Origin of the sequence: Indolivaga macrotermitis, assembly GCF_900128985.1 — a bacterium.
Taxonomy (GTDB): Bacteria; Bacteroidota; Bacteroidia; order Bacteroidales; family Dysgonomonadaceae; genus Dysgonomonas_A; species Dysgonomonas_A macrotermitis.
Genome location: NZ_FQUC01000017.1, coordinates 62,385 through 86,809, shown reverse-complemented (window position 1 = coordinate 86,809; position 24,425 = coordinate 62,385). Strand labels below are relative to the sequence as shown.

The 24,425-nt window shown below is 35.6% G+C and carries 20 protein-coding genes; 8 read left to right on the top strand and 12 right to left on the bottom strand.

The genetic code is table 11. The features are described 5' to 3' along the window. Window positions 1–4 precede the first annotated feature (4 nt). From BUC12_RS17235 to BUC12_RS17220, 4 genes are all read right to left on the bottom strand, one after another. Window positions 5–607 (bottom strand): hypothetical protein, encoded by a 603-nt coding sequence (locus BUC12_RS17235; protein WP_062182634.1) that lies wholly within the window; start codon window positions 605–607, stop codon window positions 5–7. Between the two features lie 14 nt (window positions 608–621). Continuing rightward, entirely contained in the window at window positions 622–1,662 is a 1,041-nt protein-coding gene (locus BUC12_RS17230) for a hypothetical protein (protein WP_062182637.1), read from the bottom strand. A gap of 93 nt (window positions 1,663–1,755) precedes the next feature. Beyond that, a complete protein-coding gene (locus tag BUC12_RS17225; RefSeq protein WP_062182640.1) occupies window positions 1,756–2,244 on the bottom strand; it encodes an SLOG family protein in 489 nt (162 codons plus the stop codon). 11 nt (window positions 2,245–2,255) lie between these two features. Beyond that, a complete protein-coding gene (locus BUC12_RS17220; protein WP_139262107.1) occupies window positions 2,256–2,498 on the bottom strand; it encodes a hypothetical protein in 243 nt (80 codons plus the stop codon). Between the two features lie 814 nt (window positions 2,499–3,312). Between BUC12_RS17220 and BUC12_RS20370 the strand changes: the two genes are divergently transcribed. Both BUC12_RS20370 and BUC12_RS17210 read left to right on the top strand, forming a co-directional pair. Next, window positions 3,313–3,927 carry a hypothetical protein gene (locus BUC12_RS20370; RefSeq protein WP_139262106.1) on the top strand — a complete coding sequence of 205 codons (615 nt, stop codon included), beginning with the start codon at window positions 3,313–3,315 and terminating at the stop codon, window positions 3,925–3,927. A gap of 40 nt (window positions 3,928–3,967) precedes the next feature. Continuing rightward, entirely contained in the window at window positions 3,968–4,141 is a 174-nt protein-coding gene (locus BUC12_RS17210) for a histone H1 (protein WP_062182649.1), read from the top strand. Between the two features lie 182 nt (window positions 4,142–4,323). On the opposite strand, the gene BUC12_RS17205 is transcribed toward BUC12_RS17210, so the two are convergent. The 6 genes from BUC12_RS17205 to BUC12_RS17180 are packed head-to-tail and all read right to left on the bottom strand — an operon-like array spanning window position 4,324 to window position 12,462. Beyond that, window positions 4,324–6,258, bottom strand: a complete 1,935-nt coding sequence (locus tag BUC12_RS17205) for an ATP-binding protein (RefSeq protein ID WP_062182652.1) — start codon at window positions 6,256–6,258, stop codon at window positions 4,324–4,326. Then, window positions 6,255–6,659 (bottom strand): SIR2 family protein, encoded by a 405-nt coding sequence (locus tag BUC12_RS20475; RefSeq protein ID WP_394333936.1) that lies wholly within the window; start codon window positions 6,657–6,659, stop codon window positions 6,255–6,257. The genes BUC12_RS17205 and BUC12_RS20475 overlap by 4 nt, the downstream gene beginning before the upstream one ends. A 23-nt stretch (window positions 6,660–6,682) precedes the next feature. After that, window positions 6,683–7,528 carry a hypothetical protein gene (locus BUC12_RS17195; protein WP_062182657.1) on the bottom strand — a complete coding sequence of 282 codons (846 nt, stop codon included), beginning with the start codon at window positions 7,526–7,528 and terminating at the stop codon, window positions 6,683–6,685. A 56-nt stretch (window positions 7,529–7,584) separates the two neighbouring features. Beyond that, a complete protein-coding gene (locus BUC12_RS17190; RefSeq protein ID WP_062182660.1) occupies window positions 7,585–9,192 on the bottom strand; it encodes an Eco57I restriction-modification methylase domain-containing protein in 1,608 nt (535 codons plus the stop codon). After that, window positions 9,179–12,151 (bottom strand): Eco57I restriction-modification methylase domain-containing protein, encoded by a 2,973-nt coding sequence (locus BUC12_RS17185; RefSeq protein ID WP_062182662.1) that lies wholly within the window; start codon window positions 12,149–12,151, stop codon window positions 9,179–9,181. Before BUC12_RS17185 ends, BUC12_RS17190 begins: the two co-directional genes overlap by 14 nt. Beyond that, the gene (locus BUC12_RS17180; RefSeq protein ID WP_062182665.1) at window positions 12,148–12,462 is read right to left on the bottom strand and encodes a helix-turn-helix domain-containing protein; all 315 of its coding nucleotides are present in this window, start codon (window positions 12,460–12,462) and stop codon (window positions 12,148–12,150) included. Before BUC12_RS17180 ends, BUC12_RS17185 begins: the two co-directional genes overlap by 4 nt. 781 nt (window positions 12,463–13,243) lie before the next feature. Between BUC12_RS17180 and BUC12_RS17175 the strand changes: the two genes are divergently transcribed. Beyond that, window positions 13,244–13,558, top strand: a complete 315-nt coding sequence (locus BUC12_RS17175; RefSeq protein WP_139262105.1) for a hypothetical protein — start codon at window positions 13,244–13,246, stop codon at window positions 13,556–13,558. An 825-nt stretch (window positions 13,559–14,383) separates the two neighbouring features. Here BUC12_RS17175 and BUC12_RS17170 read toward each other — a convergent pair. After that, window positions 14,384–16,549 (bottom strand): RelA/SpoT family protein, encoded by a 2,166-nt coding sequence (locus tag BUC12_RS17170; protein WP_394333935.1) that lies wholly within the window; start codon window positions 16,547–16,549, stop codon window positions 14,384–14,386. A gap of 278 nt (window positions 16,550–16,827) precedes the next feature. Here BUC12_RS17170 and BUC12_RS17165 point away from each other — a divergent pair, with 278 nt between their 5' ends. The 5 genes from BUC12_RS17165 to BUC12_RS17145 all read left to right on the top strand — a co-directional run bounded on the left by BUC12_RS17165 (window position 16,828) and on the right by BUC12_RS17145 (window position 23,071). Then, on the top strand, window positions 16,828–17,427 hold the full coding sequence (locus BUC12_RS17165; RefSeq protein WP_062182673.1) for a hypothetical protein: 600 nt from the start codon (window positions 16,828–16,830) through the stop codon (window positions 17,425–17,427). Window positions 17,428–18,002: 575 nt separating this feature from the next. Next, window positions 18,003–19,535: a DUF4301 family protein gene (locus tag BUC12_RS17160; protein ID WP_062182676.1), complete on the top strand. Its 1,533-nt coding sequence runs from the start codon at window positions 18,003–18,005 to the stop codon at window positions 19,533–19,535. A gap of 96 nt (window positions 19,536–19,631) precedes the next feature. Then, window positions 19,632–20,783, top strand: coding sequence for a GDP-mannose 4,6-dehydratase (gmd, locus tag BUC12_RS17155; RefSeq protein ID WP_062182679.1), 1,152 nt, complete (start codon window positions 19,632–19,634; stop codon window positions 20,781–20,783). Window positions 20,784–20,788: 5 nt separating this feature from the next. Further along, a complete protein-coding gene (locus BUC12_RS17150) occupies window positions 20,789–21,895 on the top strand; it encodes a GDP-L-fucose synthase family protein (RefSeq protein ID WP_304488610.1) in 1,107 nt (368 codons plus the stop codon). A gap of 216 nt (window positions 21,896–22,111) precedes the next feature. Next, a complete protein-coding gene (locus BUC12_RS17145; RefSeq protein WP_236689405.1) occupies window positions 22,112–23,071 on the top strand; it encodes an OmpA family protein in 960 nt (319 codons plus the stop codon). 89 nt (window positions 23,072–23,160) lie between these two features. Here BUC12_RS17145 and BUC12_RS17140 read toward each other — a convergent pair whose 3' ends face one another. Then, entirely contained in the window at window positions 23,161–24,399 is a 1,239-nt protein-coding gene (locus BUC12_RS17140; RefSeq protein ID WP_062182689.1) for an OmpA family protein, read from the bottom strand. Window positions 24,400–24,425: the final 26 nt, after the last annotated feature.

Here is a 24,425-nt window from a genome sequence, read left to right as displayed (position 1 = left end):
ATTATTAAAAGAATGATAATGTTAATTGTACTGCTTTTCGTCCTGTGACTTCATCGAACAGGCTTTTAGCCTGTTTCAAAACGGATATGGCGTATTTGTCGGTCTTGCTACTGTCATTGTTAAGCCCTGTCATCATTTCGCTGAGGGCTGCTGTAAGACAGTCCTTTCTGCTGTCAAATATTTTTCCCCATACATTCAGCCCGTAGCCGTATCCTCCCGTACTGTAAGAATACCTCATGCCGTATGTCCATTTACCGTTTAAGCCCCGACCCAGTGTAATATAATTGCTTACTGCCCACCCGTCCCGATGGGGAAATGGTATTTCTTCACGCTCCAAAAAATCAGGTCTTTCCAACCAGCCGTATTCGTTAAATTCCTTCTTCGTGAAGCCGAATAACAAGTGCTTTTCGTACTCCCGTTTGTTCATCAGTAACTGGCGCGGGCTATCCCCGAAACTCTCATATTCCTCAATTATAGCCCTGTCGTTACGTCTTAATGCGTTCAGGTATACGGCTGCATTGTGGCGTTCTGTCCGGCAGAAATTAAGTTCCTGTATCTGTTGTAGCTTTTCGTATGCCGGTAATGATTTGTATTCCGTAGATTCCATAACTGTCTTGTTTATTAGTTGTTTAAATTCAATACACCTTCCAATTCACTACGCTTAACTTTGGAAAATATCCACCCCGCTTTTTTACTGTCCCCGCAGGTCAATCGGGGGTTAAACTTTCCTCCCATAGCGGATAACAGGTCTTTAATGGCTTTGGTATCTCCGAACAGGGCAATGGCTTTCTCCGAATAATCGACTATTTCAAATTGCAGGTTGCCGGAGGTTATTTGTAGGGTTGGTACTGTCGGTTGTTGCTCCAGTTCGTTAGGATTGGGGTTATTAACTTTGCCTGTCTTGTTAGCTTTGATATGAATATTATCGGGACATCCTGCTATGTATGAAAATTCTTCGATTATCCTTTCACGGTTATAGATTGGTTCTTTCTCTATTATCCAACCGTGATACTTGCTTTCGCCCAAGTAGTACCCGTCCCCCATAGAATATTTCTCACGGTGTTCGTAGTCTTCGTTATATTCGGCTAAATGGGCTGTTCCCTCAAAGTTGGACGCATGTTTGCGCATTTCGGAGAATATATCCCGTGTATGTTTCGAGAAACCTAATATTACAGTCCTGGCGGTAGAGGATGCAAAGTAGTCCGTCTGCGAATCGGATTCATCCTGCTTCAAACGACCTACGATAATGGCTTTTGCATCAGTTGGAAGGTTGTTTTTCAACCATTCACGACCGATAATACGGACTTCTTCCCCGTGTTCATTCTCTTTTCTTTCGGCTTCCCTTTCGGCATCCTCTTTAGCCTTTGCTTGGGCATAGAGTTCGGCTACTTCTGCTTCGGGCATAAATTCGATGTCCTTGTCATCGTAATACATCCCGATACCGAACTTTTGGCTCAAAGGTTTGATTATTTCTGACTGGTGAAAATCAAGTGTTTTGAGGTTAATTAAATGATAGTGATACCCGAAATCATTGTGTGTAATCTTATAGACTACATACCTGCTATATGAATAGCCTTCCATTTGTACTACCTGATTTACTTCTACCGCCTTTACTTCCGTATCGGTGGTTGTTCCTCCGAATAATGAATATAATTTTGTCATATCTGTAAATAATCTAAAGTGTTTATAATCTGTTTTGAAATATAACTTCCTTGTGTTATTATGCTTACAAGGCAATAAAAAGGTCTGTGACCTTTATTTGTATAGGTTAATGATTGGGATATTGTTTGCTTGTGCCCTGCGGACTGTATAAGCCGTACCGCTACGCTGTGGACTGTTGTAATAAGCTATCAGCAGGGAACAGTTCGCTATCATGTAATCATTACGGCGAAGGAAACAACCGTCATAATATTGGGAAGATAACAGGATATTCGATGTCGCCTTGTCAGCTATGCGGATATACCGCTGTCTATCCTCATTGCTGAAATACAGGTGATGCCCCGCATGGGGTACAGCACAGAATAACTGTATACCGATGTATTCTTTCTGTAATTCAAGAACGACTTCCGCTGCAAGTATATCAAAGCCGATTGCGCATCCTGTAATAAATGTGGCGTAGCCAATATGATACTGTTCACGGATGATATGTATTAATTCTTCTTTCAACAGTACAGGATTGCAATCCATGTTGCGATGCCCTGTAAAGGCGATTGTCTTTTGTTTATCAAATTCTATATTTTTCATACCTGTGATTTTTAGAAGATAAATACGGCTACTACGGCAATCAGAGCTACAAGAAATACTATCGCCAACAGGGAGAAGAGGATACCCACAGCCAGACGTATGATTTTAATCACGCTACGGACAAGGATATACACACCCGCCACCGCTAATAGGGACACCCCGATTTTAGCTACACACCACACGCAAATACCCAGCAGAGCCGCTCCCAACCCCAATTTTATGATGATTCCGGAGGCGAGGGAGTTTTGTTTCAATATGTTTTTTTCGTTTTTCATACTTATGACATTTTTTTTTCATGCGTCATCCATCAGGTCGGTCGTTTTTGTTTCATGGGGCAACAAAAGGTATTGCGGATTCACTTTAGGCATATTTTTTCGGATAAATACTACCCGGAACGAAGCGGAGGCGTGGAGATTTATTTGAAAACCCGGCAGGGTAAGAATATGCCGCTGTGAAACGCTATCATACCTTTGCCCCGGTGAACAGACGGCCGGACATGGTATGACATTAAACAGGGATGTGGAATAATTATGTGGAAAAAACGAAAAAAACATCTTTAAATAGTAGATGGTAAACAATATATGCTGTCACAGCATACTTAGATGTGGAGAATATATATGTCAAGTGTAGCCTGAAAGAAGCTACGCTTGGATATTTATCCGAGACTATTTCCGAAATATAGGTTATTAATGTAATTGTAGAATGCACAGTAATATAGTGTGTATTCGAATTACAAATTATATAACCAATGTAGGAAAGGGTCGCAGGATTTATTTTATAATTGAAAATAAACGGAAAACTTATAGCTGTTAACAATATAACTGTTTGAAGCAATGGTTATCAAACCGTTCATTAAAAAGTAAGTGTACACCTGCCGGATGTACTCTTACCGTCCAATCCGGGACTGTCTTTGAGGTTGGAATGAAGCCTTGCGGATGAAATACCCTGTGAGAACGGGTATTGAGGAAGCAAATGGCGAGTGGAAACAAAAAGAGGGTTACAGGATTAGCTTGCAAACGTTATGAAATAGTATATTTCCACTTATCTTTGCTTCAGTATTTTTATCGAATGGCAAAAAAGAAGAAAAAACACAGGGGGCATTACTGCCGGATTTGTGGCGAAATCAAATCCAATGAAGCCTTTAGCGGCAGGGGCCATGTAAAGCATATTTGTAAGGAATGTTCGGCATTGCCGCAGGAACGTAAAAACGAACTGCAACATATAAGCCAAATAGACCGGATTGCAGGAAAATATCCCCGTTCCCGGCAGGATTGGGAGTTTCTTGAAAAAATGTCGAAAAACAGGAAATATCCCGAAGCAAGGGAATTCGCCCAAATGATACTGGGGATGAGCCGCAGCCAGCCGGATACAGAAGGAGATAGCGATGATGACGAACCGGAAGACTGGGGACAGGAAAAATTGACTTTCTCTGAGTTTGACGAATTTGGAAGAGGGGATATCGAATCGGCAATAGAAGAAGATATCCGGGACTTTATTTTCTACGGATACGACTATCCGGATGAAAAGGACAAGCTGAAAATATTGAAAGACATATGTAAGAATATGGCTTTCGGGAACGGAAGCGAAGTAATCCTGAACGAAGAACTGAAGGGCCTGTTCGATTCCATACTGAAAGAAATCATGGATGATTTGGAAAAGGAAGAAGCCGGAGATTTGGAATAATTGTTATCTTTGCTACTCACAAAAATATATAGAATAAATAATGAAAGAATTAGTAGAAAATCTAAATCAGTTATTTGCAGATTTCGCAAAAGACGTGGAATTAAATGTAAACGGAAACAAGGCTGCGGGTCAACGTGCTCGTAAAGTGTCACTTGAAATCGAAAAAGCATTGAAAGAATTCAGAAAAGTGTCAGTGGCTGATTCACGAAAATAATCATGACCTTTTCTCAGGGAAAAAGGTTATTCCCCTGACGAGAATAACCTTTTCTGTTTTATTGATTGCATGTAAAAATATTGTATATTTTTCTCCAAAGAGTTATTTGATGCTATGAATTGAAGATCGGCATAGCCAAAAGTGATGCGGAATAAAGTATCTTTATCCAGAATCTCAACAATTCATAAGCCTTCGTGAGCTCTCCCTATTCCAATAAAAAACCATTCTTTACTAATATCACAGTTTTCGCTATTAGGATCCGGATAAGCTTTATGAACTTTCACTTGCAAAGGCATAGGAACACAATTTCCAAAAATTAAGGCTTCTCCCGGAACGGATTGTTTTATCTTAGTTATATAGTCTTCTGAATAATAAGGCAATACAGAGTATATATATTTCATATCCAAATCATTTTGTATGCGATGAATAATATAATTACCACATTGTGACAGGACCGTACTTGATAATTCGGAAGGTCTTTGAGAAGATATTAACAGATATAATGAGAATTTTCTTCCTTCTCTTGCAATACGCTCGAATATATTTTCTTTAAGAATATATTCCGCATCTTTTTTTATATATCTATGAGCCTCATCTAATATTAAGTGTATCGGTTGTTTTCTCCTATCATCTCCCTGCTTTCTTTTCCTATAATCGAAAATCATTCGGCTGACTACACTTGTCATTAATTCCAGAACATCTGTACCAACTTCACATGAATCTATAATTACTAACTGATTCTTTTTATTATCGATTGAAATCCCGAAGCATTCATTAAGATATTCTTCTTCATTTTTATATTCAAAACCAACATTTCTCATGAAATCACAATCTGGATTATTTAGGAAATAATCTAAACGGCTTATCATTGTTGAAGTAAATTCACGAATACGGGAATTACCTCTTGCTTCTTCTTCCAATAATACAATATCAACAGCCGTCTTCAAAAATCTATAATCAAAATATTCTCCTGGTATCAATCTTTTACTATTTACTCCCAAAGCGTTTTCTTCATTGATTTCTATCTTCGTCAAATAAGCGGACAACTGCCCGTCATTATTACCATAGGATATGCCGCAATGCCCATTGACATCGTTTAGGAATCTTGACAGATCTTCATTTTGACTAACTTCTTCAATAATGTCTTTACATTTAACTATAACTCCCTGAATAGCCGTTATTTTAGTTGTATCACTCTCTGCTTTTGATATTATATTCCTCAGTATGTTTCGTATTTTCCATTTAAAATAATTCATATACAATTCTGTACTGTCATCTCCCTGGAATATTTTATAGAATTTAAAACACTCTTGAAGTACTCTGTCCCAAAAAGGTTTTTGGGTCCTCTCCGAAGCCATTAGAAAGGCAAGCCATTCGTCAAGATTTAGTAAATAATAAGGTAAATGGAATTTTTCTTTGTCTTTTTCGATAATATTTGGTTTGTAAAAATTGCAAACGATATCTTTATTAAGCTTTTCAGAAAAAGCTTTATGATACTCTCCGTTTACATCAAAAAGAATTGTTTTAGCACCATACGCATGATTATGCTCTTTGCGAAATATTTGTTGTAGTATGTGAGCTATAGTATTTGATTTTCCACTTCCACTATTCCCTAAAACAGCAGTATGAATATTAAATAATTTATTGATATTCAGATTAATTTTATAGTTAATCATGTTTTTACTAACACCTATTTCAATATTTTTATGAATACCGTTATTTTTAATCTTATTATTTTCGTCAGACAATGGCGATAAAATGTATTGTATATCTTCTATTGTTACAATGCCAACATCGGAATAAATGGAAGGGAAAATACCAACTCCCATAAAGAAGTCATGAGTTTTATTTAGAGTTCCAATTGGTTTAATCACTAATTCTCTTGTACTATCTAAATTATAACTTGAAAACATCTTACTCTCTGTACTATGATCAAGTATAGCTATAACTTCACATATTATATAATCTCCTGTTGCATTTTGAGTTTTAAGGAAACTCCCGATATTACCAAAGTAATATATTTGTCCATTTAAGGATATTGTCGAAGTCTTTGTCGTATGAAATAGCTTTACTCTAAACTTGTCATACTCTACCGAAACTATTTTTCCGACATTCATTTAGATAAATTTTCGTTATAATAATCAATGAATTTCTTTAGTAGCATTTCTTGATTTTTTGTTGCGTCTATATTGGGAAAAAGATTGTCTACTATGTAATCGAAATAATGGACCATTGTGTCTTTGCCATCATTATTGATGCAACCCCATATCTTAAATATGCGGTTATCGTTAATTTTTGCGATGTCTTTACTGCTTATGTCATTCAATATTACCAAATTGATTGTTGAATTAGTTGCCAATGCTTGATATATAATATTATTTACATGTTCATCGCTAAAACTGTATCCTATAACGAATAAGACACTATGGGGAATTAATAACTTCTTTTGAAACTCTCTGAATAATTCAACATACGGACTTCCTAAACTTTTGTTTTGCTTGGTAGGTGTTGGATATATAAGTATATTGTTCTTGTCGGTCTCTAATTTCTCTGGATAACTAATTTCTCTGGATAACTAATTTCTCTTATTTTAAAAAATGTATTGCTATTAGAACCATCTTCCATCCAATTAACCGAGCCATGAATTTTATATAAATTAACCATATTTTCAACAGGCTCATATTTTTCAATGCTTGTATCCATTCTTTTAGAGAAGCTGTAATTGAACAATGCAGGATTGAAGAATTTATTTATCCCGCCTCCAAATCCATTGATGTAATGGATGTTTAGACTATCCAGGGCGGTTTCATTAAATAGATCGTTATTTGTTGTGAAAATGTTCAACCGGCTTAAATCTTTATTCCTGAGAGCCAGTTTCTGGTAAAAAGTTTGATAACTCAGAAGAACCTTCTTTGCTTCTTCCGAATCAAATCCGATATTGATTTTATTAAAGATTATACATTCTATTGACTTAATAAGCTCTGCGCATATTTTCAATTCTCTTTCTTTATCAGTATAATTATCCAGATATATTCTATTTGAATATAAAATCCCCAATATCTCTTCTAAATTTCCTTTATCACGGGATCTTTTATGTATAGATTTAAATTCTCTCCATATTTCTTCGTGATACTCATTTTTAGGAATAGAATTTTTTTTGTTTATCTGTGTTTTGAGGACTTCCCTGAAAAGCCCTTTCATATTAGGAATAGCATTACAGCTTGTTCCGGATCCAAGTAGGAAATGAATATTTTTTATATTAAAGAATTCAGCTAATCTATTTCGAATTTCTTTTAATTGGATATCTTGAAGAGTTAATCCATCGGAACCTTCCTTAATATTCTTTAATAGATTTGTATTTCCCTGATAAAAATTCAAATCATCCATAATTCTGTGCTTTCATTTTGTTTTAATATTTTTTATCTATTCTATGGACTGTGAGACTACTTACTTCTGTTTAATCTCCTTGCTGACAGTTTCCTCCAAATATTGTCTGCAAAATTTATTTCTTTATATGAAAGCCCATATCCTTTTTTTAGAATTTCCATGTTTGTTATCTTTAGGATTTCCTCAATACTTTTCTTTTGTCGCATCATTTTGTCAATCACAAAGAGTAATTTTTCATTTTCAGAACGATATGGAAAAAGTATCTTTTCGGCTTCGCTAGGCATCAGTTCCAGAACACCGCCTCCATAACTGCGGCCTACGATTTCAGAAAAGGCTAACGACAGTGAGTTATAAAAACTGGCGACAAATGCATTCTTGTTTGTTTGTTCTTTAGTAAATACCCTGTGCATCGTGTCAGTCGTATAGGCTTCCGCTTCATTCAATATCAAACGGGGGTACAGATTGTTCCTGCGAATAAACAATGCATCGGATAATTTAATCGAAGGAATCACAAACCAATTATCTCGGATGCTCGTTTTATAGCCTTTATTTATTCCGATAGATTCACCGTATTCTATATAAGATTTTGCCCCCGTATTTCCATTCAGTTTTTCTTTGGACGGAAATACTAAAAGATTGGCTTTCACATTAGCATGCTTGTTTCTCAGCCAGTCTTTTTTTGTAAAAATTACACCATTTACCTGAACACTTCGGCCAACCATTGGTTTGACAAATTCTTCGAGCTGATACAGTAAAACAGTGGATCGTGGAATTGTAAAATAGTTGTTGGCTCCTGTTGTAATTCCAACTTCAACATCAGCATAATTACTTATAGTCGGTATGCCCTTATCAGAAGCAATATTTTCAAGAAAATCAATTTCCTCCTGTTCCAAGAAATAGTATGTCCATTTTTTTGATTCAAAATCAATTCTCTTAGTCGGACTTTTAAGCCTGTTAACATCCAATGTTGCTAAATCAGACGCATCCCTTAATTCTAAATGTTCTATTAAGTGTAAATTGGTACCGTTTTTCTCACATAGTAAAAGTATAATTTCCTGCTGAATATCTGGAAAGACTAATTTCTCAAAAGAAATAATATTAATTTTGTTATAGAAATGTCCTAAAAACTCACGTAATTGCTGGGCATACGAAACCTGAAGCAATTCTGCAGGAATGACAAATCCGATTTTACCCCTCTCATTTAGAAGCAGGCTTGAGCCAACAACAAAGGATACCCACGCATTAGTAAGTTTTGAATATTTTAATCCTGCCCGCTTGAATATTTTATCAGCTTCATCTTGTTGTTCTCTGTCGAAATACTGGTATCGAATATAAGGCGGATTTCCTACAATCAAATCAAACCGGCTAATTACTTGATTACAATATAAATGAAAATCCGTATTGATTACTGTTGTGTTACGCAAGTTTATCCGGCTCGCTTTTTTAGCCTCAACTTCGTCAAATTCAATGGCTGTAACGGAATTGAACTTATAATTATTTTCTTTTAACTGTTCCAGAAACACACCATCACCGCAACTCGGCTCTAAAATATCAGACTCAATGCTGCCATTGATGCCCCACTTCAGTATAAATGAAGCTATAGGTTCAGGTGTATAGAAACCACCTCGCAATTTTTCGGCGGACGCATTCTTAATTAGCTTCATACAATTCTTTGATTAAAGGAATTAATAAATCATCATCGCCTAAATTATATAATTGCCCCAATAAGCGATTCAAATCGGTTTTTCCTCTCTCAAATCGACCTTGCAATGGAACTAGCTCCCTTTTGTTTCCTGTGTTCGCATCTATTTGGTCATGGGTTGTGATCAGTTCTTTCTGAATTGCTGCAATTTTGTCATGTAACTCTTTTTCCCGTGGATTAGAAAAATCTATCCTGCGAACAGGAAGATTTTTTAGCACTTTAGTTCCCCGTGCAATATATCCGCCTCTGAAAACCTCTCCATACAATGAACTGAACCACTCGAGGTATTTGGAATTAAGAATAGCCTGAATATAATAAATGGAGTATTGAAAATTTTCCGGGACTCCAACCACGCAATAACCGGCAGTTCCTCCCGAAGAAATCAAAGTTCCGTAAATATCGACAGCATATTTATCCCCGACAGAAAGGACTCCTACGATAATTTTTGATGGTAATCCGCAATTATCCAGACTTTGGTGACGTCCATATCTATGCCACTCATCTTTTGTTTTAGGAATGGGTTTTATGTCCCGTTTAGGATTATTTAATTTATTCTTGTACTTTTGGAGATATTTATAAGCAAAAGGGTATTCTTCTTCAAGAATTGCCAATGGGATTAACTCGACTATTCCATTCTTTCTTGTATAGGGATAAATAACTCTAGCATTCGGTTTAAATGTACGATAAGTATATAGGTTATCTTCTCCTGAAGACGTTTTGAAATATGGTTTGGTTATAGCTTTCTCTATTTTATTGCCGTCCCAATAATAGAAAATCTTATCTTCTTCAGTCGGTGTGAAAATATAAATATTATTAGCGCTGGTCTGAATACCATTAAAGATATTATCGTCTCCAACCAAATCAACCAACTTTATACTTTGAGCAACAATTTTATCATATGCATGAGTCAAGCCAGGAGATACTAATACCCAAGAATTCGCATTTAATTCATTTACTTGTTTCTCTGAATATTTAATTGATTCTGGTTTACGTATTTTCCAGTTATCCAAGTTCTTAATTTCCGTATATTGAAATGTTTTATGAGGCATTTTACTCAGAATAAGTAGGCAGGTGTATGTTGTTTTATCATTAAAAACCTGATTTACCCCAAATGATATGATTGAACTTAGATAGCCATTTTCAGTAAACAGTTCCCGAAGTTTTGTGCCTGCGCCTACTTTCGTAAACTTACTTGGTACGATATAACCTAAAACACCTTTATCTGTCAATAATCCCAGCCCCCGCTCAAGGAATAGGAAATACTTATCAAATTGCTTATAAGCGGAATCATAATATTTTTTATATAAGGGTAATTCAAGCGGAGTTATACTTTTCATATCTTCTGGTTTCATATAAGGTGGATTGCCTATAATTACATCGAAACGCAATTCGCCGAAGTCAAATGGATTGATAAAATCATGCTTTTCAATCTCAACTTGTGCAGGAGTTAATAAGCTATTACCAAAAAATATATTTGAAGACAGGTCGGGTAAAACGGGTTTTGTTTTATTGGTTGAATTAAGATCTTCATCTTCCAATAATTTCAATAATAATCCGAATTTTGTCGCTTCTACAGCATTAAAATCCTTATCAATGCCGAAAACACAACTTAGTAAAAGTGCGCGTTTGGTATCAAATGGTAGCTTATATGTATTTATATTGGTCTGAATAAGCTTTGATTTATTGTTACTTAAGTAATAGTCTATAAGAATGTCGTTCAGCGACTGGTAAAGTTCCAAAAGAAATGCCCCTGAGCCACAGGCAATATCAGCAAATCTAAACTGGAATATTTCTTTATCCGTTTTGCCTTTACATTTGAGGAAAACGGTATTTCTTAAAATATCACTGATAATAAAAGTCGGCGTAGTAACAATATCCTTATCTATATTCTCCGGCTTTTTAACCAATTCGACAATGCCATTCTGAATTACTAACCTTTCAGAAAGAAATATTTCGTAAATACGTCCCAACACGTCAGACGAAAAAACACTGAAAGAATAAGGGCTTTCTGGATAATACAATTGCTTAATAATAGTCCAAAAAACAGAGCTAATATTTACAATAATCTTATCTTTCAACAATTGATCGAATAAACCTGAATTGTATCTTTTATCAGCTTCTTGGAATTTTTTAATTAGCGCATCGAAATCTTTCGAATTGGCGAATTTCAAAAGCGTTTGATAGTATTCCAAATTTCTGTCTTCACAGACCCGGAGGAACAATATGCGGTTTAAATAACTTTGGACAATATCATTTAGTTGTTGTTCGCCAACCGTAGGTTCATATTTATGAATTTCATTCCCTAAAACCCGTCTCCATTCATTTATTTGACCTAGAAAAAGGTTGTCTACAGAATAGTGGTTGATCCTCTCCTCAATATTTTTCCACTCCGAATCAAAAGTGCCTGAATAAACAGATTCCCGTCCAAGCAATCTTTTAATTTCTTCAAATTTACTTTCATATTCAGTATAATGGTACTTTCTTATTATTGCTTTTTGAAAAGTATCTTCTTTCTCTACTTTTACAGAAGTATCATAAATTATAAGATATTCGAAATTAGATAAAACGGAGATTTTTAGCTTAGCTGTAAAACCATATCTGCGAACTTGTTTTGCAGTATCATTATTCGATTCGATAGAAACGCAAGGCTTCTTTGCTTCTAAAAAGAATTTTCTTTCGGAGAATAAACGGAATGTATAATCCGGCTTTTTGGAATGGTCCGATGCATTTGCTTTTAAAGCTTCCTCCAATATAACTTCCCGCTCATTAGTCGGCTTTCCTACATTATTCTTAATATCCCAACCAAGTAACTCAAAAAGCGGATCAAGGAAATCACTACGAAGTTGTGTCTCGTTATATCTATTTGTCAGATAGTGTGTTCGGTCTATCTGATATTTCTCAACAAGTTGCTTTATATTCATTGGGATTTATGAGCTTTTAAGTATTTTACTCTTTCTTCAGCAACTTTCAACGTTTGCGAAGCAACATCTTCATCGACCAGTTCATAAGCAATTTTTTCACTTAGATAATGAATCAGTAATTTCTCTCTATTCAAACTGAGAATATCGGCGAGCTTAATAATTTGTTCTTTTGTCGCTTTTCTTTCACCGCGCTCCACTTTACTTAATATCGCGGTATCAATATCAAGGAGAGCTGCTACTTGTCTGAGGAGTAAACCTTTCTTTTCCCGGTTTTCCCGGAGAATTTCACCTGTTGATTGATTAATATTCATATTTTGTTTGAAAAATTCATTTTGACATTTTTTGTCAAAATTAGTACTTTCTTTTATATAGTCAAAGTCCTATTAAGAAAGTTATTAACAATAAGTAATTCGGCAAAACTCCTTAATATTAGAAAAATGGAATTTATCATATATAGTATAAAAAAACTACATTGCGAATTATTAAAAATGGACACGCCTACAATAAATATGTTCCATTGTGGCAGAATAAAAAGGATAAGCATAAGCCAGAGATGTACAAGATATTGATATTCCTTTTTTATATTAAGCTGAAAATTAAATGAATATTTATTTAAAATTAAAGCGAACACTATTAATAATCATACTCAACAGAACTAATGAAAAAATCTTCGATAGTATTCTTAGAGAGAAAAGAATTTGATTTCTTGTGAAAATGTTCTTGTTATCCATAATCATTTAAATTTTATATTTCAAGGACTTTCTTTTAAGGCTCGTTCTGTGAGGCATAGGTCTTACTAGTTATTTACTGTAAATTATGGGTTCTGCAATATAATGAATTGTCTGTGCTCATCAAAGTTAGATTCAGAAATAAAATTGCCACCCATGGAAAAAACGAATATAAATACTAATACCCCAATAGTTTTCTGTAAAGGAAAAACAGCCCCCATTCATCTTTCAGTTGAGTAATTTTCTACTTATTCAGTTCCCTGTTTTGTCTTCCAGCTAGTTGATTATCTATTTGGCCGGCTGAATGGTATTTTAGACATTCGGCTGACTGGTATATCTTTTGATTATTCACTTATTTGCCTAATTGAATAGTTTGTCACCTGTCTCTCCTTCTATGGTAAATCCAAATGATGATAGCAAGGAACTTCAAAAGCTAAAGGACGAATTTGACATCAATCCGGATAGCCTAAGTGATGCTATTTTATTGACACTCAAAGATAAAGTTACAGAAAGACAGGAACAATACCCCTCAACTACAGAAAAAAATGCGGTTGAATATGGTCCTACATGGGATAATCGAAACAAGAATGTTGCTTATATGGAAGCCTTCGGACGTACTAGCAATATAGTATTCTCCTATCATTTGAAACAAGTTACTTTTTCAAGACTTCCCATATGAGTTTTATTGTTAATCTGAGTGACCTCCAGATAGGCAACCTAGTTTACTGTGCCTGTAATATAAAGGTTATACTTGGCATCATAATATGCTAAATCTTACGACAGACTGGAATGGTCAACCACTTCAGGAACAGTTCCTACGGGATTAAAGTGAAAAAAGATACGGTTCCTCTGTTGCTATTTATCGATATCATTCGACAGGGTACTAAACCGGCTATTTGCAGGTTTCGAAAAAAATGCAGAATTAAATGTAAAAGAGCAAGAAATGTCGCTTGAAACCACAAAACATTGAAAAATTCAGAAAAATATCTGTGATCATCGCAAGCAGTAGATTATTACTAGATTTTGATAAAATAGCTGATTCAATGAAATAATCATGATTTTCTCACGTGCAAAAGGTTATTCTTGATTTTATGAATAACCTTTTCTCTTTTGCTAATTGTATGTAAGGAATATTGTGTATCTTTGTTAAAAGAGCTATTTGAATCTATGAAAAGTAAAGCGGAATAAAGTTGTCCGGTTGTTTCCAAATCGTTACCCATTCCTCCTTTTTACTCCCCTTATCAATTGATATTCAATTAGATTCTATTTTTCTGCATAGTTAAGTTACAAAAGTGACACTCACGTAACAGACACATGTCACCTTTGTTTAGTTACTGTCACCCTTCTATAAGGACTGCAATAGCTGAAAAAAGAACGTTTTTTGTAACTACTGACGGGCATTAATATTTAAGTGGTTACTGTACTAGGTTTACCTGCTGCGGTGTAATCCAGATCAAGTCGGAAACGGGTATTGTTAGCTAATCCGGCTTATTTAAAAGCCAAATTAGTTTATTCTCGCTATTTGTTTTACGCCCCGTACCGTTCTCAGCTTTTTCATTAAACTGTCCAATGTATTGGTGTCTTGCAAGGTAACAGACAGATTTCCCTGAAACAGTCCGTCGTTAGATTCTATACTTATCGAGCGTAAGTTTGTTCCCGGTTCTTTTGATATAATGGAAGTCAGGTTGGTAACTATCCCGATATCATCAGAACCTACTACACGTAGTACAATAGTATAGGTCGAACCTGATTTTCCGGACCATCGGGCAGGTATAACCCTGTATCCGAACCGCGAAAACATATCGTGTGCGTTAGGGCAATTGGTGCGGTGTATCTTTATACCCTGAGAAGAAACGAAGCCGAAAATCTCATCTCCATAGATCGGATTGCAACATTTGGCTAAAGTATAATCTATACCCCGTAAATCCTTATCCAGAATTAATTCGTCGGTAGCGCCTTCTGTTCGCTGCGTTGACTTTTGGCTTTGTATCGTGAACTCTTCGGCGCTGATTGACTCATGTTTGTCATGTACCTCCGATTCGCGTTTTTCCTGATCGAGATATTGGTCTATTACAGAGTTTACATCCAGATCTTCCTGAGCGATCTTTATATAAAAATCGGTAACGGTCTTGAACCCCATTTTCTTGATCAGGCGCATCAATACACCTTCATCTTCGTCTATTTTACGATTTTTGAAACGGCGTTTTAATTGTTCCTTGGCAAACTCGACTTGCTTATTGGCCTCTTCTTTCAGCTTTTGCCGGATTTTGTTTTTTGCCTTAGACGTTGATACTATATTTAACCAGTCTTGCTTTGGAGTTTGGTTGGGCGATGTCATGATTTCTATCTGGTCGCCACTACTCAACTTATGGCGGATAGAAACATTTTTACCATTTACTTTCCCCGAAACGCAAGTCGAACCAATTTTCGAATGTATGGAGAATGCAAAATCTAAAACAGTAGCTCCTTTGGGCAGTTTGTGTAAATCGCCTTTAGGAGTGAAAACATATATCTCTTCGTCGTATATGTCGAGTTTGAAGTCTTCGAGTTTTTCATTCGAAGCCACTCCTTTATTTTCAAGGGTCTCTCGTAATGTGGTAAGCCAATCGTCTATATTACTTTCACTCTTTACTCCTTTATACTTCCAGTGCGCAGCCAATCCCCGCTCGGCGATTTCATCCATGCGCTTCGTTCTGATCTGAACTTCTACCCATCTCGATTGTGGCCCCATAACAGTGATGTGCAACGACTCATATCCATTGCTTTTAGGAATAGAAAGCCAATCTTTCAGACGTTTGGGGTTAGGCTGGTATAAGTCGGTGATAATTGAGTATATCTGCCAGCATTCCGCCTTCTCTTTAGGGAGGGGAGAATCGAGAATAATCCGGATAGCAAACAAGTCATATATGGATTCGAATTCGACTTTTTGCTTTTTGAGTTTATTGTTGATAGAAAAGATAGATTTAGTACGTCCTTTCATGTCATATTTAAGCCCGGTTTCTTTAAGCTTTTCTTCAATAGGGCTGATAAACTCTTGGATATACTTATCCCGTGCAGTTTTGCTTTCGCTTAACTTTGCCGATATATAGTCATACGTACCCCGGTCTGTATATTTCAGATACAAATCTTCGAGTTCGGATTTTATGTTGTATAATCCTAACTTATGTGCAAGAGGGATATATATGTATGATGCTTCTATGGATAGTTTCAACCGGGCGGCTTCATCAATGTCTGCTGCCGTACGCATCAGATATAACCTGTTGGCAATCATGATGAGTATTACCCGCATATCTTCGGCAAACGACAAAAGCAGCTTGATAAAGTTTTCAGACTCTAACGAATTCTGATTGGCTTCCAGATCATTTATCTTGGTCAGACCTTTTACAATGTCAGCAACTTCTTTATCAAATCGTTTTTCGATTTGCTCTATTGTAATAAGATTGTTAAGAACCGGCCGGTATAGAATATTTGCTATGACTGAAGCCTTTTTTAATCCTATTTCATTAATTACTATAAGCGCAGTATTGAGAACAATAATTAAATAAAAGTATTTGTTATTACCTTTCTTGTAGATACCATCCGCAATGCCTTTTTTTATAATGGTTCTCAGGAATCTGGCATCATCTTGTGATATCTGAAGATCCGCAGATTTGGCAGACAACTGATTCATCAAAGATTTCAACTCATCTTCCTGTGCTATTTGCTCCTTCATAGCCTTGTGTCTGTTTAATATGAAACTACCTAAATGAACTTTCTACAGTTTGTAAAAATACTGAATTTAGGAGCAAAATTATTGTTTTTGGATGCTTTTATTTTTATTTCACTATTTATTTGTCTTTTTGCAGGTATTTGTGGGCTTGAAAATCGAAAACATCTTATCTTTGACATTTGAAGCACAAGGGTTATTGCAGCAAAATATTTATTTATAACTAAATCTGGAGAACGGCGATGGAAGTCGAAAAAATAAAGAATCTAGAACAGAATAAGGCATTTAAACGATCTTTTTTTAGTAAATCGGTTTGGCGGAAGTATGCTCTTTTTCCTCCGGCTTTGGTGTTATTTGTAGCATTGTTCGGTGTAGTTTACCTATATAATATGGATCAATTGATTTCTTATTATTGTATTCCATTTCTTGTTGTTTTATTATTGGCAACTATATGGTTTAAATCTACCCGTAAGTATTTAATAAATCAAGAGTTGAACAATGGTGAGTCATTTCAGATATGTTTAGTACTCCCATTAAAGAAAGAAAAAGGGATTCAATATAAAGTGTTTACTCCCGGAGCGAATCGATTGAATAGATATTTTTTAGAAAAAAAACAGAAAGAACTGTTAAATGATCCCGGAAAATATCAGACTTTAGCTGAGAATTTGAAGGACCGGCAGGTTGTTGAGTTGGAAAATGAGGGAGTCTGTATTACCGTCGAAAAACAGAAGATGAGGTGGTTATCGCCAAGGCCCATGACAAATGTCGACGAATATATAGTTTACTATAAAAATAATATAGTCTCTTCAATCTCGAATAGAGATATGAGGAGATATTTGTGATAAAAAGCGTTAAAAAAATAGGTTTAATTACAAATTTCAGCCTAAAAGTTATGTGTTTACGTTTTTAACATATATATTTGCGCTATATTTACATAGTAACTCGGGAATTTGAAATTTATGCAAAAGATTCGCAACATAATCTTTAAAAGCGTATTAGCTTTATCGCTTATACTTGTTGTACCAGAATCAGTATATAGTAGTCCAACAAGTTTTCTTCCGATGGAAGATGCCCTCTCTGCAGCTCGAAATAGTTCTGGTGGCCAATATAATAGTGTAAAGCCATTTAGGCAATCATTTAATCTTGGAAGCCAGAGTTTACAGAGAAAAAGCTATATAAATTTTACAACTACAGATGTTTGTGCTTTTATATTGTTGGCAGGGATATATGTAATGTTTGTACGGAGGAATTCTAAATCAAGAAACGCTACTTTCTGATTATTGATTGTAAAAGGGAAGTTTAAAAAATAAGAATGGAGATAAAACGAAAGATTTATCTCCATTCTTTTTATGTATATAGTAGTTGGTGAGCCGGATAATTTTTTATTTTTGTAGAAACTACAAAAAAAACGAACCTTATGCATTACAAGTTCACAGATCAAGATAAATCATTATTAGAAGAAAAAGGCATCTCAATAGAGGAAATAGGTAAGCAAATTGCTTGTTTTGAAGAAGGAATATCCTTTCTTGAGATTACCGGAATCGCAACATTAGATAAAGGGATTGTTCAGCTGAATGATGAACAAAAACGGGAATTTGTCTCTTTGTGGGATGATTATTGTCAAACGAATTGTGATATTATGAAATTTGTGCCGGCTTCAGGTGCTGCGAGTCGTATGTTCAAAGATGTTTTCGAGTTTAAGGATCAGATTAACGCAATACCGGAAGCTGATTTTATGAAAACTTTCTTTGCGCATATCCGACAATTTGCCTTCTATTCAGATCTGAACTCTATTTGCCTAAAAGAGTACGGGAAAGATATACCAGCTTTACTGTCAGATGGTGAATATAAATCAGTGGTGAGTGGATTGTTGTCCGAAAATGGACTTAATTACGGAAACTTGCCGAAAGGATTACTTAAGTTTCATTCCTATTCAGAAGGAGATAGGACTCCGGTAGAGGAACATCTTGTTGAGGGTGGAATGTATGCTTGTTCAAAAGGTAAAGTTGTTAAGGTTCATTTTACAGTATCGCAAGAGCATCGGAAATTATTCGAGTCTCTTGTGGCTCATGTAAAGAGTGTGTATGAAAGAAAGTATAACATAAAGTTGAATATCAGCTTTAGCGAACAAAAACCTAAAACTGATACCTTGGCTGTAAATGAAGATAATACTCCCTTTAGAGAAGGCGATAAGCTGCTGTTCCGTCCAGGAGGGCACGGGGCTCTGATTGAAAACCTGAATGATTTGCAAGCAGATGTTGTATTTATAAAGAATATTGATAATGTAGTGCCTGATAAGTTGAAGGAAGATGAAGCTGTCTATAAAAAGGCATTAGCCGGATATTTGGTTTATGTGCAAAAGCAATGTTTTGAATATATGTCATTATTGGATTCAGGGGAGTATTTGAGAGAAGATTTATTACAAATGCTTTATTTTCTACAGAATACAATTAATGTTAAAAATCCGGAAACGAAATATTTAGAAGATGCAGAGTTGGTTTTGTATCTAAAATCTAAGCTTAATCGTCCGGTGAGAGTATGTGGTATGGTGAAGAATATAGGAGAGCCCGGAGGAGGGCCTTTTTATGCTGTGAATAAAGATAATACTATATCATTACAGATATTGGAAAGTTCTCAAATTGATTTGAATGATCCGAAGAAGAAATTGATGTTTGAATCCGGTACTCACTTTAATCCGGTTGATATCGTTTGTGGTTTGAAAGATTATCAAGGTCAAAAATATAATCTGAAGAGTTTTGTAGATACTGCTACAGGATTTATAAGCAAAAAGTCTAAAAACGGGAAAAATCTAAAGGCTTTAGAATTGCCGGGATTATGGAATGGAGCCATGTCAGACTGGAATACTATCTTTATAGAAGTACCTTTGTCTACCTTTAATCCGGTGAAGACTGTAAACGATTTGCTTAGGAGACAGCATCAGTCCAATTGAAGTGTAATTTTAATTATTGTAATAATTTTTTTGTTAAATGTATAAATTTCTGTACATTTGCAACTTCAAACAAAAGTGTTATATACCAGACTTTAAATGGGTAAAATAGCTTTAATAACAGGGATAACAGGTCAAGATGGGGCTTATTTAGCTGATTTCTTGATAAAAAAAGGATACACTGTCCATGGGATAAAGAGACGGTCTTCTTTATTCAATACAGAACGTATAGATCATTTATATCAGGATCCTCATGAAGAAAAGAGAAATATGATTCTTCATTATGGAGATATGACTGATAGTATGAATTTGACTCGCATAGTAGGAGAGGTTCAACCAGACGAAATATATAACTTGGCTGCAATGAGCCATGTTAAAGTAAGTTTCGATACACCTGAATATACAGCAAATGCTGATGGTATAGGAACTTTAAGATTATTGGAGGCTGTTCGTTTGTTGGGTCTAGTCGATAAGACCAGGATCTACCAGGCTTCTACCTCAGAATTATATGGTTTGGTGCAGGAGATTCCGCAAAAAGAAACAACCCCATTCTATCCTCGTAGTCCTTACGCCGTAGCGAAAATGTATGCTTACTGGATAACAGTAAATTATCGTGAGGCATATGGCATGCATGCTAGTAACGGGATTCTGTTTAATCATGAGTCACCATTGAGAGGGGAGACTTTTGTTACCCGTAAAGTAACAAGAGCTGTGTCTCGTATAGTTCTCGGACTTCAAAAAAAGGTGTTTATGGGTAATTTATCCAGTAAACGCGATTGGGGGCATGCCAAAGACTATATCAAAGCGATGTATCTGATCTTGCAACAAGATACTCCGGACGACTATGTTATTTCAACAGGAGTTACCACTACTATTAGAGACTTTATAAAAATGTCATTTTCAGAAGTGGGTGTTACCGTCGAATTTAAAGGAGAGGGTGAACAGGAAGAAGGATTTATTGCTTCAGTTAATGATGATATTTTCGTGGCTAAGGTAGGAAGCGAATATTTGTCAGCGATTAAACAAAGGGTTGGAGAAACTGTCGTAGGTATTGATCCTGCATATTTTAGACCAACAGAGGTTGATATTCTAATTGGAGATAATACAAAAGCTCGTACTAAATTAGGATGGGAACCAACCTATGACTTGAAAGGTCTTTGTGAAGATATGATGGTTAATGATATCCTTCTCATGAAAAAGGAAGAGTTCTTAAGAAAAGGCGGATATAAGATTTTGAATTATTTTGAATAAAAATGATCGATAAATCATCTAAAATATATATAGCTGGGCACAGAGGTCTCGTTGGGTCTGCAATATTGAAAAACTTAAAGAACAAAGGTTATTCAAATTTTGCATTGAGAACCCATGGAGAACTGGACTTAACTAACCAGACTGCTGTAGCGGATTTTTTCAACCAAGAAAAACCTGAATATGTAATTCTTGCTGCTGCAAAAGTGGGAGGTATAGTTGCCAACAATACATATAGAGCTGATTTTATATATGAAAATATGATGATTCAGAATAATATAATTCATCAGTCATATTTGAACAATGTAAAGAAATTAGTGTTTTTGGGTAGCACATGTATATATCCTAAGGAAGCTCATCAACCAATGCGAGAAGATGAATTATTAACTTCTCCTTTGGAATATACGAATGAACCTTATGCTATAGCAAAAATAGCAGGGATAAAAATGTGTGAGAGCTATAATATACAGTATGGGACAAATTTTTTGTCGATAATGCCAACTAATTTGTATGGGCCGAATGATAATTTTGATTTAGAGAAATCACATGTTTTGCCTGCAATGATCCGAAAAATTCATCTGGGGAAAAGTCTACAAGATGGAAATTGGGATACAATACGGCAGGATTTGAATTTGAGGCCAATTGAAAAAGTAGCGGGTAATGCTCCAAAAGAAGAGATATTAGCTGTTTTAAATAAATATGGAATAAGTTTCAAATCTGAGAATAATTCAGTTCAAGTTGAATTATGGGGCACAGGTACTCCTTTAAGAGAATTCCTTTGGAGCGAAGATATGGCTGATGCAACTGTGCATATAATGGAAACTGTGAACTTTTCAGATTTAAAGAATGTTATAAATAGTAAAGAAGTTAGAAATACGCATATTAATATTGGTACAGGAAAAGAAATTTCAATAAAAGAATTAGCTTTTTTGATAAAAGATAAAGTCGGATATTCAGGAGAGTTATGGTTTAATACAGAAAAGCCGGATGGAACTCTTCGCAAGTTGACCGATGTTTCAAAATTAAATTCTTTGGGTTGGAAACATCAGATTGAAATTGAAGATGGAATTTCATTAATGTATGATTGGTATAAGACGTATAAATTGAATAATTAACTGTTTAACTATAATTAATTGATTATGAAAAAGGTAAGTTTACTCATGTGTTTAGCTCTTGCTGGAGTATCTGCTACCGCTCAAGAAAGTGGTGTTAGTGCTGAAGCAGGAAGAAAAGCGACTTTTGCTCGCAATGGTTTTTGGGATAACTGGTTTGTTGGTGCAGGTGCAGGTGCAAGTGCATACTTTGGACCATCTGATCAACATGCAAGTTTCTTGGATCGTTTGACTGTTAATCCTCAACTTTTTGTAGGAAAATGGTATAATCCTTACTTGGGAGCTAGACTTGCTGCTCAAGGTGGTAAATTGCACATGTTCTCAGGAAATGAAGCTCAGAATATGTATAGCAGAACATATTTCAATGTTCATGCTGATGTAATGTTCAATGCAACTAACTATTTCTGTAAATACAACGAAAGCCGTGTTTACAACTTTATACCTACTGTAGGTGTGGGTTGGGCTCATGGTGATTGGAACGACAAACTATTAAAGAAAAAAGGTCCTGATGCTGTAACATTCAATGCTAGTTTATTGAATACATTCAGAATAACAGAAAGACTTTCTTTCTATGCTGAAGTAGGTGGTGCTTTAATTACTAATGATTTCGATAAAAGCCCAAAAGGATCAAAACGTTGGAATGGTATCCTTACAGGTGCTGCAGGTCTGACATTGAAAGTTGGTAAAGTTGGATTTAGCGAAGCTGTTCTTATGGATCAAGGCTTGATCAATGATTTGAATGGTCAGATCAATGCATTGAAAGCTGAAAATGACAGATTGAGAAATATAAAACCAGCTCCAGCTCCAGCTCCGGCTCCATGTCCTCCAGCTCCAGCTCCAGCTCCAGTTACTACTGTTGGTGCACCTAATGTTGTATTCTTCCGTATTGGTAGCGCTGTTATCGATAACAACCAAGCTATCAGCATCTACAATACAGCTGAATACTTGAAAGCTAATCCTAACGCTAAAGTTAAGATTGTTGCTTACGCAGACAAACAAACTGGTACAGCTGCATTCAACATGAAGCTTTCAGAAAAACGTGCTAAAGTTGTTGCTAAAGCTCTTATCGAAAAATATGGTATCAGCAGCGACCGTGTTTCTACTGAATGGAAAGGTTCTACAGAACAACCATACAAAGAAAATGCATGGAACCGTGTTGCAATATTCTTCGCTGAATAAGAATAGAATATTTACAATATTGATAAAAAGGAGTTGTCCAACTGGACAACTCTTTTTTATTTTATTCTTTTTGGAATATTTTCTACCCTTTATTCTTTATCAAACCGTAGAGATATTCTTCTGTCGAGTGCTCTGTCTATATCAGGAGCATCTGCTGAATAGGTTGCAAATTGATCTCCATATCCGATAGTCGATATACGTGAAGCTTCAATTCCGGATTTTAATAGATAGTCTTTAATTGTATTCGCTCTGTCTCGGGATAATTTAAGGTTACTTTCAGTTGTTCCAGTCCGGTCTGTGAACCCTGCAATTACAATTTGAGTCTCTTTATAGTACGCTAATATAGCAGCAATATTATTTAATTGAGGAAAAGATACATCAGTTAACTCGGAGGCACTACCATGTTTGAATTCTATATTATCAAACTTGAACCATTTTTCTTTTAATACTTCAGGGCTTATTGAGGAATATTCATCAGCCAAAAATCTGACCAGCTGGTCTTCCATTCCTCCTTTATATGCTTGAAGTTTTTTTCCATCAGGTAGAATGACTATCGTCGATACCTTTTCTAAGGCTTTAGATACAGTGTTAATAGTGCCTTCTACTACTGCAGATGTGGCTGTGGTGACGCTTTCCTTAACTTTGGTAGATGTTGAATCCTTGCAAGACTTCCACCAAAGGGCAAATACCAGACAAACAGCTAATAAAACAGACCAGATAACCCACGATGGCGTTGGTACTTTAATTTTATCGTCGGCTTCGGTAGATGCTATCTCAGGAAGAAAATTTCCAAGATAACTGTTGTCCGGCAGACTGAATATGGAGCAAAATTCTTTAGGAATAAGACCTATGTAATTATTTTTTTCGGAATTAAGACGCCCTAGTAACCCAACTATACCTAATCTGTATTCTGTTACTCTGTAGCCTAAGTCCCCTGCAACAAAAGGAGAGATCATTAAAAGCAGTTGGTCCGAGTTCGAATAAGAAATTCCATATTTAGATGAAATTAAAGAGGTAAATTCACCTAGCTTATCGCCAAAAACTGCATCCAGAAAGCGAAATCCGGCATAGCTTATTTTTTCGTCGGCATTTCCGGAAAATATAGCAAGTGTGTTATCTACAATATAGTTATTTTCTTTAGCCGTTTTAGATAGGGCTATTTGTATGGGAGTAGTACTGCCTTTAGCTAATAACCCTCCAAGTAAACAAGGGATAATTGCGTTAGCCGCATCTAATGTTTTACTTTTTTCTTCACAGAGAAATTCGGATGCCCTGGTTATAGCATTGTCTGTAAGTATATCTTTGAGGGAATTGTATATCCGTGACATAATTAATATCGTACAAAGTTAATTGC